The 14822-nt window shown below is 59.9% G+C and carries 12 protein-coding genes; 4 read left to right on the top strand and 8 right to left on the bottom strand.

Annotation, left to right across the window (positions count from 1 at the left end):
• The first annotated feature begins 32 nt into the window (after positions 1-32).
• On the top strand, positions 33-1763 hold the full coding sequence (locus AC1DTN_RS21095) for a GNAT family N-acetyltransferase (RefSeq protein WP_439014676.1): 1731 nt from the start codon (positions 33-35) through the stop codon (positions 1761-1763).
• 103 nt (positions 1764-1866) lie between these two features.
• Here the strand turns inward: AC1DTN_RS21095 and AC1DTN_RS21090 are convergent, their stop codons facing one another.
• Positions 1867-3156 (bottom strand): DNA polymerase IV, encoded by a 1290-nt coding sequence (locus AC1DTN_RS21090; RefSeq protein ID WP_439014677.1) that lies wholly within the window; start codon positions 3154-3156, stop codon positions 1867-1869.
• 76 nt (positions 3157-3232) lie between these two features.
• Between AC1DTN_RS21090 and AC1DTN_RS21085 the strand changes: the two genes are divergently transcribed.
• The gene (locus AC1DTN_RS21085; protein WP_439014678.1) at positions 3233-3820 is read left to right on the top strand and encodes a GNAT family N-acetyltransferase; all 588 of its coding nucleotides are present in this window, start codon (positions 3233-3235) and stop codon (positions 3818-3820) included.
• On the opposite strand, the gene AC1DTN_RS21080 is transcribed toward AC1DTN_RS21085, so the two are convergent.
• Both AC1DTN_RS21080 and AC1DTN_RS21075 read right to left on the bottom strand, forming a co-directional pair.
• Entirely contained in the window at positions 3795-4520 is a 726-nt protein-coding gene (locus tag AC1DTN_RS21080; protein WP_439014679.1) for a hypothetical protein, read from the bottom strand. The genes AC1DTN_RS21085 and AC1DTN_RS21080 overlap by 26 nt on opposite strands.
• Positions 4475-4789, bottom strand: a complete 315-nt coding sequence (locus AC1DTN_RS21075) for a DUF3572 domain-containing protein (protein ID WP_113323300.1) — start codon at positions 4787-4789, stop codon at positions 4475-4477. The genes AC1DTN_RS21080 and AC1DTN_RS21075 overlap by 46 nt, the downstream gene beginning before the upstream one ends.
• A 131-nt stretch (positions 4790-4920) precedes the next feature.
• Between AC1DTN_RS21075 and AC1DTN_RS21070 the strand changes: the two genes are divergently transcribed.
• Both AC1DTN_RS21070 and AC1DTN_RS21065 read left to right on the top strand, forming a co-directional pair.
• Positions 4921-5292 (top strand): response regulator, encoded by a 372-nt coding sequence (locus AC1DTN_RS21070; RefSeq protein WP_003547430.1) that lies wholly within the window; start codon positions 4921-4923, stop codon positions 5290-5292.
• 19 nt (positions 5293-5311) lie between these two features.
• Positions 5312-6685 carry a PleD family two-component system response regulator gene (locus AC1DTN_RS21065; protein WP_439014680.1) on the top strand — a complete coding sequence of 458 codons (1374 nt, stop codon included), beginning with the start codon at positions 5312-5314 and terminating at the stop codon, positions 6683-6685.
• A 762-nt stretch (positions 6686-7447) separates the two neighbouring features.
• Here the strand turns inward: AC1DTN_RS21065 and rpmG are convergent.
• The 5 genes from rpmG to topA all read right to left on the bottom strand — a co-directional run bounded on the left by rpmG (position 7448) and on the right by topA (position 14749).
• The gene (gene rpmG / locus AC1DTN_RS21060) at positions 7448-7615 is read right to left on the bottom strand and encodes a 50S ribosomal protein L33 (protein WP_003587245.1); all 168 of its coding nucleotides are present in this window, start codon (positions 7613-7615) and stop codon (positions 7448-7450) included.
• Between the two features lie 93 nt (positions 7616-7708).
• The gene (locus AC1DTN_RS21055; protein WP_113323302.1) at positions 7709-8893 is read right to left on the bottom strand and encodes an MFS transporter; all 1185 of its coding nucleotides are present in this window, start codon (positions 8891-8893) and stop codon (positions 7709-7711) included.
• A gap of 251 nt (positions 8894-9144) precedes the next feature.
• Entirely contained in the window at positions 9145-9597 is a 453-nt protein-coding gene (locus AC1DTN_RS21050) for a DUF983 domain-containing protein (protein WP_477922464.1), read from the bottom strand.
• Between the two features lie 122 nt (positions 9598-9719).
• The gene (gene rnr, locus AC1DTN_RS21045) at positions 9720-12089 is read right to left on the bottom strand and encodes a ribonuclease R (protein ID WP_439014682.1); all 2370 of its coding nucleotides are present in this window, start codon (positions 12087-12089) and stop codon (positions 9720-9722) included.
• A 2-nt stretch (positions 12090-12091) separates the two neighbouring features.
• Positions 12092-14749 (bottom strand): type I DNA topoisomerase, encoded by a 2658-nt coding sequence (gene topA, locus AC1DTN_RS21040; RefSeq protein ID WP_439014683.1) that lies wholly within the window; start codon positions 14747-14749, stop codon positions 12092-12094.
• Between the last annotated feature and the right edge of the window lie 73 nt (positions 14750-14822).

The following is a 14822-nucleotide window of genomic DNA, read 5'->3' as shown; positions in this document are numbered from 1 at the left end:
AAAAAAGGAGAAGTCTTGGGGGAGACTTGGAAATGCATGTCGATATTGTTTCCGCGTTCGATGATCTGCATGCCCTGAAAGACAACTGGAACGAGGTCTATGCTGCCGATCCGGAGGGGAACTACTTCCTCTCCTGGCACTGGATCGTCAAATGGCTGGAGCGGCGCGCGTCGTGGTTCGTTCTCGCCGCCAGGCGGCAGGAGGGGGATGAACGATACGTGGCTTTCCTGCCCATCCAGCTGCATGTCGAATTCGAGGAAGGGCAGGGCCTCGTCAATATCCTGCGGCTCGGCGGCACACCCTATGCCGGCTATAACGGCCTCCTGACGCGTCCCGAGGATGTCGAAGCGGCGCTCAGCGCCTTTGCCGGTTGCCTCCAGACCTTCAATTGGAAACATCTCGATCTCGACGATGTCTATATATCCGAGGAGAGACTGAAGGCGCTCCTCGAGGCCTTTCCGGCTTCCGAATTTTCAAAGAGAAAGGTCGCTCGCAGGCCGCACATCACCTCGGTTGGTGAAAACATCGACCACGACGTCTATGTCTATGTGCCGCTCGGCGATGATTTCGAAACCTTCGTCGATGAGCGTTTCGGCTCGAAGACCCGGCGCAATGCGCGAAAAGCGCTGCGCGATCTGGTCGCGCCGCAGAACAAGCTGCGCATCACGCACGTCACGCCCGAGACGATGGAGCGCGACCTGGCGCTCTTTTACGAGATGTGGAACCTGCAATGGGGCGAGCGCCAGCCGCGCTACGGAAAGTTCATTCTCGACAACAGCCGTCATATGCTGCCGGCCTGCATCGAGCATGGCACGGTCTTCATGCCGATCCTCTGGCATCAGGACAAGCCGGTCGGCACCTTCATCATCTTCCTCGATCCCTACCGCAAGTCGATGATGTGCTTTCTCGGAAGCCGCGACCTGACCTTCCGCCACTCGATCAGCCCCGGCTTCATGCTCCATTGCTACAATCTGCGCTGGGCGATCGAAAATGGCTACCGCATCTACGACATGGGCACCGGCAATTACAGCTATAAGGATTTACTCGGATCGGAGCATCATATCGTCGAGAAGCTACAGATCTCGACGCTCACCGGCCGTAATATCGGCGACCGTCTCGATCCGCACTCGCTTGGCATCGCCATGCATCAGGCGGTGCATTTCTTCAGGAATGGAAACCCGACCGCCGCCGAACTCTGCTGCCGGCAGATCCTGGCCGTCGACGAGAAACATGCGCAAGCCAGCTCATTGCTGGCGAAAATCGAGGCGGCGCGGCGGCCAAGGTTGACCGGTGACCCCGAAACCCATTTCAGTGCTGCCGCCGAACGTCATCGGGCCGGCGATCTTACTGCTGCGGAAGCTGGCTATCGCGACGTGATCTTAGTCATGCCAGATCATTTCGATGCTCTGCAGCATCTGGCATTGCTTCTGTTGCAGAAGGGCGATCTGCGTGGCGCAGCAGTCTGCGTCGACAATGCGATCGAGGCGAAACCGACATCCGCCTCAGCCTATTGCAATCGCGGCAATATCCAGGCGCGGCTTTCGAATTTCGATGGCGCGCTTGCAAGTTACGATCGGGCAATCGCTCTCGATGCGGGTCACGCCATCGCTCTCAACAATCGCGGCAATGTTTTACGGCGACTGGGGCGCCACGATGAGGCGCTGGAAAGCTATGATCGTGCCATCGCGATCGAACCCGGTTATGCACAGGCTGCGAAGAACAGGGCGGCGGCACTACAGGAACTGGCCGCGGTGCCGGCCTAGAGCGCCGTGCGTCCATTCGGACGCACAAAGACGCTCTAACTCTTGGAATCTACGCATCAGGCTTTCCGAAAATCGATTCCGATTTTCGGGCTGATGCTGTAGGCTAGCGGTTCCCCTTGCCGCCAAAAGTATAGCCGGTTTCGACCGTGCCCTTGCCGAACTTGTCGCGCAACTTGTCCATGGCGGCTTCCGCCGCCGCGCGGCGGCCGGATTGCTGGTCGATGAGATCGGGCGGGTCGGCGCGGCCGGCATCGCCGAGATCGGTGACGCCAATGCCGATCAGGCGGAATTTCGTGCCGTCGGTTTCCTTCTCCAGAAGGTCGAGCCCCGTGCGGAAGATCTTGTCGGCAAGCTGTGTCGGGTCTTCAAGGCGCCGGTTGCGGGTGCGCGATTTGAAATCGGCCGTCTTCATCTTCAGCACCACCGTCTGGCCGGCAATGCCGTTCTTCTTCAGCCGCCAGGAGACCTTTTCCGAGAGGTTGCGCAGGATCGGCACCAGATCGTCATAACGAGAGATGTCATCGAAGAAGGTGGTTTCGGCTGAGACGCTCTTGGCGGCATCGTTGATATGCACCTCGCGGTCGTCGATGCCGCGCGACAAGCGGGAAAGCCGCTGGCCGATGCTGCCGTAACGACGCATCAGGTCGTTCTCTTCCATTTGCTGCAACTGGCCGATCGTGCGGATGCCGTCTGCTTCGAGCGTCGCGGCAAATGCCTTGCCGACGCCCCAGATGGTCGTCACGGGACGGGGCGCCAGAAACTCCACGGCTTCCTCGCGTCCGATGATGGAAAAACCACGCGGTTTCTGCAGATCGGAGGCGACCTTGGCGAGGAATTTGCAATAGGAAAGACCGACCGAGACGGTAATGCCGATCTCCTTTTCGACGCGGCGGGCAAACTTCGCCAGCGTGCGGGCCGGCGGATCGTGATGCAGCCGTTCCGTGCCGCCGAGTTCCAGGAAGGCCTCGTCGATGGAGAGCGGCTGCACAAGCGGTGTCAGTTCCTGCATCAGTGCGCGAACCTCCCGCCCGACCTTGACATATTTCTCCATGTCCGGGCGGATAACGACCGCCTGCGGGCAAGCCTCCAGCGCCTTGAACATCGGCATAGCCGAGCGTACGCCGTGGATGCGGGCGATGTAGCAGGCGGTGGAGACAACGCCGCGCTTGCCGCCGCCGATGATCACGGGTTTATCGGCGAGCTCCGGATTGTCGCGTTTCTCCACGGCGGCGTAAAAAGCGTCGCAGTCAATATGCGCGAGCGTCAGATCATAGAGCTCTTTGTGACGCACCAGACGCGGGCTGCCGCAAACATGGCAGCGACGCACGTCTCCCTTCTGCTCGGCAAGGCAGTCGCGACAGAAGCCGGGTGTCTTGTCAGATGCAGGCGCCATGGTGAGAACAAAGGTTGAACATTGCAACATTACGCCCTAAGCTTTTGAGTCTCAAGAGAGGGAGGACAGCTTGGCCGTGGATATCGATCTTCGTTTCGAACCTGTCACGGCCGAGCGCTGGGGCGATTTCGAAAAGCTGTTCGGCCCGCAGGGTGCCTTCTATAATTGTTGGTGCGTGGCACTGCGCCTTCCGCATGCCGTCCGCACGACGATGGAGCCTTCGGAGCGCAAGGCCCATATGCAGGGCCGCATTGAGGTGGGACCGCCGCCGGGCATTCTCTGTTATATCGAGGGCGAGCCTGTGGCCTGGGTTCAGGTGGGGCCGCGCCACGACGTGCCGCAGTTCAATTCGCCGCGAACGGTTTCGCGGCCACTCGAGGAGGGTGACGCTCATGATCCCTCTATCTGGGCAGTCAGTTGCTTCTTCCTGTTGCCGAAGCTGCGCGGAAAAGGCTTGAGCCACAGATTGCTTGCTGGTGCCGTCGATTATGCCCGCGGTCAGGGCGCACGGTTGCTGGAAGCCTGTCCGATCGACCATGTGAAGCAGTCGAAATCCGTCACGCTTTGCATCGGCTCCACGGCGATTTTCGACACGGCAGGTTTCGAAACGATCGCGCGGCGCAAGGACGGCCGGCCGCTCATGCGGCTGGATTTGCACGGCTGATCGTGTGTGCCGCAAGGTGTTGGTCGATGAGTTCGGCGGCATGAGCCCAGTCTCTCGCCCGCGCGATATTCTCGGCGGCGGCCGGCGCGAAGCGGTGAACGGGCGAATCCGGCATGAGATGGATGAGCAGGCAATCTGCCACATGCTCCTTCACGGAATGCAGGTTGCGCGCCATATCATCGATAAAGACGACAGGAAGATCGCGACCGCCATGCAGCGCCTGCACGATCGGTCCCTTCGGCTGTTCGCTGGCAAGCAACGGGAAGGTAAGGCCCGCGCTGTCGAGAAGGCGACGACGGTGGGCGGAAAACTGCGGTGGCATCGCGGTGAGGAACAGGACGTCGGCATCATCAGACAAGCGTTCGAGCGTCGAAACGACGGGATCCATAGGCGTCTGCCAGCTTTCCTGGGCTTCGAAGAATTCCAGGATCAGCCGGCTGACATGCTGATCCTCAAGCGCAACCCCGTCGGCCAGCGAGACGATGTTGCCATGAAGACGGAAGGAGCGCGGCAGAAATTCATGGCCGAGACTTTTGAGGTACAGTTGGAAAGGACCGATGAATTGCAGCACCACATCATCGACATCGCAGACGATGAGCGGCCTGTCGCCAAGGCGGATATGCGAGATGTCGAATTCGGCGCTGTTGCTCACGATCAGTATTCCCCAGAGTCGAGGCCGGGCGGCGAGAAGTGGCGCCATGCCCCAGTCAGCGCTTCCGGCGTCGTGTTCGTCGCCTCACAGAAGGCGATCGCCGTCGGCTCATGGTTCATGAGGAAATCCAGCATGCCGGCGAGAAAGCCAGGATCGTTGATGGCATTACGCACTTGCTGGGGTTCTACGCCTGTCAATGCCAGGAAGCGACCGAAGAGATCCGGGTCGTTCGCAAGCCAGCCAAGGACGGCGATGGCCGTTTCTTGCGGATCGGCTGCCGCCGCAAGTTGTTTCGAAGTCTTGAAATTGCTTTGCATTGCGGTGGTCGAGTTACCTTTTCTTCAACCAAATACCGGTAGCTTGCACTATCGGTTTCATGGAGCCATTTGTCAGCTAATGTCTTATCATGGACATTTGGCTTCAAGAGCGGACGTAGGGACAGCTGATCATGCCCAAACAGGTGATGATTGTAGAAGATAACGAGCTCAACATGAAGCTCTTTCGCGACCTCATCGAGGCCTCGGGCTATACCACGATCCAGACCCGCAACGGCATGGAAGCGCTTGATCTTGCGCGCAAACATCGCCCCGATCTTATACTTATGGATATTCAGCTTCCGGAAGTTTCCGGCCTCGAAGTCACCAAGTGGCTGAAGGAAGACGACGAACTGCATGTGATCCCGGTCATTGCCGTTACGGCCTTTGCCATGAAGGGCGACGAGGAGCGGATCAGGCAGGGCGGCTGCGAGGCTTATGTCTCGAAACCGATCTCCGTTCCGAAATTCATTGAGACGATTAAGACTTATTTGGGCGACGCCTGAGGCATCGGAAAAAAGATTCATGACTGCGCGAATACTGGTTGTTGATGATATTCCGGCAAATGTGAAGCTGCTCGAAGCGCGGCTGCTGGCAGAATATTTCGACGTGCTGACCGCGGCCGACGGCTACGAGGCGCTGGCGATCTGCGACCGCAACCAGGTGGATCTCATCCTGCTCGACATCATGATGCCCGGCATTGACGGTTTCGAAGTCTGCGAGCGGCTGAAGGCCAATCCGAAGACCGCCCATATCCCCGTCGTCATGGTCACCGCGCTCGACCAGTCGGCCGACCGCGTGCGCGGCCTGAAGGCCGGTGCCGACGACTTCCTGACAAAGCCCGTCAACGACCTGCAGCTCATTTCCCGCGTAAAAAGTCTGCTGCGCCTGAAGACGCTGAGCGACGAGTTGCGCGTGCGCGCCGAGACCGCCCATACGATGGGGATGGACGAGTTGATGCGCACCGGCGACGGACGCTCCGACGAGGCGGGACAGGTGTTGCTGGTCGACAGCCGTGCCAACTCGCAGGAACGCATCATCAAGACGCTGAAGCCCGTCGCAGACGTGGTCGCCATCTCCGATCCGCAGGCGGCTCTTTTCGAAGCCGCCGAGAGCGCCTTCGAACTCGTCATCGTCAACGCCAATTTCGATGAATACGATCCGCTCAGGCTTTGCTCGCAGTTCCGCTCGCTGGAGCGGACCCGTTTCCTGCCGATCCTGATCATCACGGAGCAGGGGGCCGACGAGATGGTTGTCCGCGCGCTCGATCTCGGGGTCAATGACTACATCGTGCGCCCTGTCGATCCGAACGAGCTGGTCGCCCGCAGCCTGACGCAGATCCGCCGCAAGCGCTACAACGACCGCCTGCGCGCCAGTGTCAAGCAGACGATCGAACTCGCTGTCACCGATCCGTTGACCGGTCTCAATAACCGCCGTTATCTCGACAACCATCTCAATGTGCTCTTCAACCGCTCGATGGCCCGTGGCCGGCCGCTCTCGGTGCTGATTACCGATATCGACCGCTTCAAGCAGGTCAACGACACCTATGGCCATGACGGCGGCGACCAGGTGCTGAAGGAATTCGCAAACCGCGTGCGCTCGACCGTCCGCGGCGCTGATCTTGCCTGCCGTTACGGCGGGGAAGAGTTCGTCGTCGTCATGCCGGACACCTCGCCGGAAATTGCCGCGGCCGTTGCCGAGCGCTTGCGCGCGGCCATCGAAAGCACGCCGTTCCTGCTGAAGTCGTCGGGCGAAACGCTGAATATTACGGCCTCCTTCGGCATATCCTCGCGCATCGCCTCGGTCATAACGCCCGACCAGCTCATGAAGCAGGCAGACCTTGCGCTCTATGAGGCGAAGAATACCGGGCGCAACCGCGTCGTAGCCTCCGCCGCCTGACGACATAACGTTCCGTAATGCGTCGCTTTCGGTTATCCACTGGGAGTAGCTGAACCTTACGAATATTTAATTTTGTTGGCTGAAACGAAGGCGCCGGTTTTTCAACCCGATAGCCAGAAAATGGACTTTAAAGCGTGTTTCTTCCGATAACACGTATCGCCTGCTTCCGAAAGCTAGAGGCGTCGAACGCGAAAAGAAGAGCGGACTATAGTTGCATCCTGATTGTCTGGCCTCTGTAAATCGTATTTCACAAAACGTAACGCCGGCGCCTTACGTTAGGGGAGGGGCTGAGGTGTTGTTGTAATATATTTCTGAAATTCTTGCTGATATCAAATATTGTCCTTTTGGTAAAGGAGATTTGGTTGCGTCTTTACACGTGCCAAAACTGGACTTTTAACCATAGAATCATACTCGGAAATTTTACCATTAAGAATTTGTTGATTTTCTTTCATTTTTGCGCAAATTATCGGCTCAGAACAGAAAACGCTCCCATGGAGGAGCTGTCGATACCCCATGATGCTCAGGTCCGCCGCATCTCCTGGGTCGTGGGGTCGGTCGGCTGGTACGCAATCTCAAACGGTTCCTCGTGCCGTTTTGCATGCTGGCCGACCCCCTTTTCGTAAAAACGCCGTCACTTCCCGAAGATGGAAGGGCGGCGTTTTTCTTTGTTTGCGCTAACATTGCCGTCAGGAAGTCCAGTGCAAACAAAAAGCGCGCTACCCGGAGGCGCGCGCTTTTTGAAAGAGCCGTGAGATCAGGTAATTACTTGATCTTGGTTTCCTTGAACTCGACGTGCTTTTTGGCAATCGGGTCGTACTTGGTCTTCGTCATCTTGTCCGTCATCGTACGGCTGTTCTTCGTCGTGACGTAGAAGAAACCGGTGTCGGCCGTCGACAGAAGCTTGATCTTGATAGTGGTAGCCTTGGCCATGGTCGTCCTGCCTTTAAGAAAATGAAAGCCGTGGAAAACCGGATAGGCTCCACGGCAAATTCTGGCGCGAAACTACGAATCTAGCCCGAAAAGTCAAGCCCGCTTTCCGAGGAAAAGCAGTCTTATGCCGGCAAGCAAGGCATAAAGCCCGAAGAAACCGGCAATTGCATAGGCAAAACCGTTGTTTCCGGCAACATCGATGGCAGCGCCGATTACCTGGGGGCCTGCAACGGTGCCGACGGCATAACAGAAAACGAAGGCCGCATTGGCCGCCGCAAGGTCCGAACCTGTCAGCCGCGAGCCGAGATGGCTGAGACCGACCGTGTAGAGGCCGGAGACGCAGCCGCCCCAGAAAAGCAGAAGTCCGGCCATGAGAATCCAGTTATTGACGAGGACCGGGAGCATCATTGTTCCGACGAAACCGGTCAGCGCCATCAGCGCCAGCAGGGGACGCTTGTCCTTGATACGGTCCGAAAGCAACCCGAGCGGGATCTGGAAGATGACGTTGCCGACACCCATCATGGTGAGCAGCAGGGCCGCCTGCGTTTCGGTGAAATGCGCGCGCACCGCAAAGATCGGAAAGAGCGACAGGCCGCCGGCTTCGACTGCACCGAAGATGAAGACGGCCGCGGTTGCGGTCGGCACCAGGAAGACATAGCGCATGAAATGCAGTTCTGGCTTCTCGTCCAGGACAGGGCTTTCGTGCCGGGCGATGAAGATCGGGATCGCAGCCAGCAGGATCGCGAAGGCACCGACCAGGAAGGGCAGGATGCCGTCGCTGCCTAGCAGCGAGAAGATCAGCGGCCCAGCAGCAAAGCCGAGTGAAAGGACGGTCGCGTAGATGCCGAGCACGAAGCCGCGTTTGGAAGGCGGCGAGGCCGCATTGATCCAGAATTCAGAGAGGATGAAGAGTGTGGTCGTTGCGCCGTGGAAGGCGAAACGCAGCGGAAACCACATCCAGAAGTCCTGCGCATAGTAGAAGCCGAGCGCGCTGAGCGCAGAGATCAGCACCGCCCACATCATGGTGGGCGCGACACCGTATTTATGCGCGAGCTTGGTGGTGATCGGTGCCGCCGCCATCGCCGCAATACCGGCCATAGCGGTATTGAGGCCGATGAGGGTGGAAGAAATGCCACGCTTTTCGAGAATTATGCTGAGGAGAGGAAGTCCCAGGCCGATCGCTATGCCGACGGCGGAGATGGACGAGACGGCTGCCACCAGAGAAGGCCAATGGATTTCCTCAACATCGCCCGGTGTGCCGTTCCTCGGCTGAGACATTTATCCATCCTTAGAGAGGTATGCGGACGAATCGTCCGTCTGGAGCCACATAGAAAGACATAGGCATGCCAAATCCAAGTGACGGGCAGGGTTTCACAATATTTCTGGCATCCGCCGACGATTTCTTGAGTGTAAGCTTTCCCCGTACAAAAGATGATGACCGTGTCGATCCTCTGCAGATAGTCGGCTATGGGCCGTGGCGCTCTGGTCGCTGCCACTACACGCGAAATATGTCTGGAAGGTGAAGGTGTTCAAGCTTGCCGGCCGGGTACGTCGTAATCTTCTGGTTCGTCATCATGGCCGCCGAAACCGTGCATCTTCAGCGCCCATTGCAGGCCTATGACGCCGCCCTTGATCGGCTGGATCGAGACGAGCGCCGTGATGATGGTGATCGGTGTCCAGATGGCGAGATGCACCCAGACCGGCAGGACAAAGGCCATGTCCGTCAGCATGAACCCACCGACGACGACATGGCCGAGCACGAGGATGACGATATAGGGCGGCAGGTCGTCGGCGCGCTGGTGGTACATCGCCTCGCCACAGGCGGCGCAATGATCGACCGGCTTCAGAAAGGCGCGAAACAGCTTGCCGCTGCCGCAGGCCGGGCAGCGGTTCAGCATGCCGCGCATGATGGAGCGTCCGAGCGGGCGCTCGGCATCGGGCGTATCCCCGTAGCGTACGACCTCGTCTGTCGGTGTGCTCATCGATCTTTCCCTTCCCGGAACCAGAGCCTTTCCATTTTTCTTCGAAATATGGAAAGGCTCCGTCTCTTTCTCTTCACGCAATTCCGGACGCAAAACCGCTGCGCACTTTTGCTGGAGTTGCTTCAGCGCCGCCCGCTCGGTGGCCTCGTTCCGATCTTCTTGCGAGCGCGGCTTGCGTCGCGTCGCCCCGCCTTGTGGAAGGAGCGCACAGCCGTCGGCATCTTGCGTCCCTCGCTCAGCATCTCGAAGCGCAGGGCGCCCGCAAGCGGGATCGCCTCTGCCAACCGCACAGTCACATCGTCGCCGAGACGATAGCCAAGACCTGTCTTTTCACCCGATAGCGCCTGATGCGCCTCGTCATAGATGAAGTAGTCGGTGCCGAGCGTAGATATAGGGATGAAACCATCAGCGCCATAGTCCGGCAGCATGATAAACAGACCGGATTTGGTGACGCCCGAAACGCGCCCTTCGAATTCCTGGCCTATGCGGCCGGCAAGATGATGGGCGATGAGCCGATCGACCGTCTCGCGCTCGGCGGCCATGGCGCGACGTTCGAAGGTGGAGATTTCGGCGGAGATGTCGTCGAGCGTCGCTTCCTCGTCCGGTGTGATGCCGCCCTCGCCGAAGCCGAGCGAGCCGACTAGCGCACGATGCACGATCAGGTCGGCATAACGGCGGATCGGCGAGGTGAAGTGCGCATACTTCATCAGGTTCAGGCCGAAATGGCCGATATTTTCGGGACTGTAGATCGCCTGGCTCTGCGAGCGCAGTACCATCTCGTTGACCATCGTCTGGTGCGGCGTGTTGTCAGCCTTGGCGAGGATGCCGTTGAAGCTGTTGGCGCGCATATTGCCGCCTTTGGCAAGCGAGATGCCGAGGGTAGCGAGGAACTCGCGCAGCACCTCCTGCTTGGCAAGCGTTGGCGTATCGTGGATACGGTAAATCAGCGGCTGGCGCTTTTTTTCCAATGTCTCGGCAGCGCAGACGTTCGCCTGGATCATCATTTCTTCGATCAGCTTGTGGGCATCGAGGCGGGGCGGCACGAAGACCCTGTCGACGGTGCCGTCAGGCTTCAGCAGGATCTTGCGCTCGGGCATGTCGAGCTCGAGCGGCTGGCGCCGGTCGCGGCCGCGCTTCATCGTCTCGTAAGCGTGCCACAGCGGCTTCAAGATTGGCTCCAGCATCGGCCCGGTCTTGTCGTCAGGCTTGCCGTCGATCGCCGCCTGCGCCTGCTGATAGGACAGCTTGGCAGCACTCTTCATCATGATGCGATGGAAGGTATGGCCGATCTTGCGGCCGTCCTTCGAGAAGACCATGCGAACCGCAAGGGCAGGGCGGTCGACCCCTTCTTTCAGCGAGCAGAGATCGTTGGAGATCCGCTCCGGCAGCATCGGCACGACACGATCAGGAAAGTAGACCGAGTTGCCGCGCTTCAGCGCTTCACGGTCGAGCGGCGAATTCGGCCGCACATACCAGGAGACATCGGCAATGGCGACGGTGACGATAACGCCGCCGGCATTGTCTTCCGATGGATCATCCTCGGCATAGACCGCGTCGTCATGGTCCTTGGCATCGGCAGGGTCGATGGTGATCAGTGGCAGGTCGCGCCAGTCCTCCCGATGCGACATGGTGGCAGGCTTGGCGTCATCCGCCTCTGCGACTGCGGCTGGCGGGAAGACGTGCGGAATACCGTGCGCATGGATGGCGATCATCGAGATCGCCTTTTCCGAAGCGACCGAGCCGACGACCGAGAGAACCTTGGCACGCGGCAGGCCGAACCGGCCGAGGCGGGCAATTTCCACTTCGACGAGATCGCCGTCCTTGGCGTCGCCCTTGTATTCAGGGTCGATCACCATTTCCTCGCCGCGCCGCTCGATCGGCAGCAGGCGTCCGGCCCCCCCGGGGGCATCCTTGAAGACGCCCATGCTGGCGCCGCGCCGCTTGTCGATCACCTTGATGATGCGGGCCGTATAGGCGGGGCCACCTCGATCGACGGCCGGGAAGATCTTGGCGAGGATGCGGTCGCCGAGACCGGCAACGGGCGACTTGCCCTTGCCCTGGCGGCCAGCCGGCGATTGCTGGCGGATGGCGACAGCGGGTGCTACGCCCTGATCCTCGGGCCACTCGGCCGGGCGGCCGATCAACTCGCCATCCTTGTCGCGCGTGGTAATGTCGAGCACGGTGACGGGCGGCAGCGCACCGGGCCGGATCAGCGACTTGCGGGTCTTCTGCAGCATGCCTTCCTGCTCCAGCTCCTGCAGCAGGTGCTTGAGCTCGACGCGGCTTTCGCCCTTCAGCCCGAAGGCCTTAGCGAGCTCGCGTTTGGAGGCTTTCTGCGGATGTTCGGCGATGAAGCGCAAGATGACTTCGCGCGGCGGCAAGATGCCGTGCACGATGTTTAGCGGCTCAGGCGCAGGTTCCCTGCTCGCGCGTCCGAATTTTCCCGGGCGCTTGCCCATGGCTCTCGTAGTCTCGCGCGGTTCTCTCGCCACTCTCAGCTCTTCTTCGGTTTCGCCGGCGCTTTTGCCTTGGTTGCCTTCGGCTTTGCGGCGGTCTTCGTCGTCTTGGCTTCAGCGGCCGCAGCCTTCGGCTTCGCTGCTGACTTGGCCTTTGTCTTGGCGGCGGGAGCCTTGCCTGCCTTTTCCGCAATCAGCGCCAGCGCCTCTTCGACGGTGATGGCCTGCGGATCCTTGCCCTTCGGCAGCGTCGCGTTGACCTTGCCCCAGTTGACATAGGGGCCGTAGCGGCCGTCGCGAACGGTGATCGCGCCACCGTCAGGATGAGCGCCGAGTTCCTTCAGGGCTGCCGGCGTTCCGCGGTTGCCGCCTGGCGCCTTGGCCTGCTTTTCGGCAATCAGCGTCACGGCGCGGTTGAGACCGACCGAGAAGACGTCCTCGATGCTTTCCAGATTGGCATAGGTGCCGTCATGAAGCAGGAACGGCCCGTAGCGACCGAGCCCGGACGAGATCATCTTGCCGGATTCCGGATGTTTGCCGATATCGCGCGGCAGCGAAATCAGCGCCATCGCCTTCTCGTAGTCGATATCCTCGGGCTTCCAGCCCTTCGGCAGTGAGGAGCGCTTGGCATCCTTGCCGTCGCCGCGCTGGATATAGGGTCCGAAACGGCCCGAACGCAGCGTCAGTTCCTCGCCGGTTGTCGGGTCGGTGCCGAGGTTCTTCGGCTCGTTCACAGCAGCGCCTTCGGCCTCGCCGCCGTTTTCGGAGGAGAGTTGGCGGGTATAGTTGCACTCCGGATAATTGGAGCAGCCGACGAAGGCGCCGTACTTGCCGAGCTTTAGCGACAGGTTGCCGGTGCCGCAAACCTGGCAGATGCGCGGATCGCTGCCGTCTTCGCGCTTCGGGAAGACCAGCGGCGCCAGTGCTTCGTTGAGCGAATCCAGGACATTGGTGACGCGCAGTTCCTTGGTGTCTTCGATCTGCGAGAAGAAATCCTTCCAGAAGTCACGAAGAACCTGCTTCCAGTTCAGTTCGCCGGCGGAGATCCGGTCGAGCTTCTCTTCGAGATCGGCCGTGAAATCATATTCGACATACTTGGTGAAGAAGCTTTCGAGGAAGGCGGTAACGAGACGCCCCTTCGCCTGCGGGATCAGCTTGCGCTTGTCGATCGTCACATAGTCACGATCGCGCAAGGTAGCGAGCGTCGCGGCATAGGTCGACGGACGGCCGATGCCGAGCTCTTCCATTTTCTTGATGAGCGAGGCTTCGGAATAACGCGGTGGCGGCTCGGTAAAGTGCTGCGTCGAGTTGATCTTCTGCTTGGCGAGGTTCTCGCGCGCATTGATCTCCGGCAGGCGGCCGTCTTCGTCATCTGCGTCGTCGCTCTGCTCGCCATCCTCCTTCTGGTCGGTATAGGCGGCGATGAAGCCGTCGAAGCGGATGACGGAACCGACGGCGCGCAGGCCAGCCTTCTGGCCGTTGTTGTCGGCAATGATTTCAGCCGTCGTACGCTCGATTTCGGCCGATGCCATCTGGCTGGCGATACCGCGCTTCCAGACCAGATCGTAGAGACGGATCTGGTCGGCATCCAGGAACTTGCGGACGCGATCCGGTGAGCGGTTGAAGTCGGTCGGGCGGATCGCTTCGTGTGCTTCCTGGGCGTTCTTCGCCTTGGTCGAGTAGAAACGTGCCTTTTCCGGCAGGTAACGCTCGCCGAATTGTTCCCCGATGGCGCCTCGCGCCGCATCGATCGCTTCCGGCGCCATCTGCACGCCGTCCGTACGCATATAGGTGATCAGACCGACGGTCTCGCCGCCAATGTCGACGCCCTCGTAAAGCTTCTGCGCGATCTGCATGGTGCGCGAGGCCGAGAAGCCGAGCTTGGAGGAGGCCGCCTGCTGCAGCGTGGAAGTGGTAAAGGGCGGTGCCGGGTTGCGCTTGACCGGCTTTGCCTCGACGCTTTCGACGACATAGCTGGCGCCTTCCAGCAGCGCCTTCAGCTTGCCGGCTTCTTCGCCATTTCCGATCGAGCGCGGCTGCAGCCGCTTGCCATTGGCGGCAACCAGTCTTGCCTCGAACTCGTCGCCGCGCGGCGTCTTCAAGAGCGCCGAAAGGTTCCAGTATTCCTCGGAAATGAAGCGCTCAATCTCGGATTCTCGATCGCATACGAGGCGCAGCGCAACCGACTGCACGCGGCCGGCGGAACGCGCACCGGGCAGCTTGCGCCAGAGAACCGGCGAGAGGTTGAAGCCCACGAGGTAATCGAGTGCGCGGCGTGCCAGATAGGCATCGACCAGCGGGACGTCGATGTCGCGCGGATCGGCCATCGCATCGAGCACAGCCTTCTTGGTGATGGCGTTGAAGACCACACGCTTGACCGGCTTGCCGTTGATGACACGCTTCTTGTTCAGAAGGTCGAGAACATGCCAGGAGATTGCTTCGCCTTCGCGATCCGGGTCGGTCGCCAGGAACAGGGCATCGGAGGATTTCACCGCGTCGGCAATATCCTTCATGCGCTTGGCGGACGCGCTGTCCACCTCCCAAAGCATCTCGAAATCCTGATCCGGAAGAACTGATCCATCCTTGGCAGGCAGATCGCGCACATGGCCGAAAGAGGCGAGCACCTTGTATCCTGGACCCAGATACTTATTGATCGTCTTGGCCTTGGCAGGCGATTCCACCACTACAACATTCATGATGATTCTCTAAAAAAGATGCCGATCCGGCGGAGAGGCAGGCGTAACATGCACTGCAACATGAATACCGGCC

Source organism: Rhizobium sp. 01T444 (assembly GCF_056398305.1).
The sequence above is the reverse complement of the archived record's forward strand: the minus strand, read 5'-3'. Positions and strand labels throughout refer to the sequence as shown.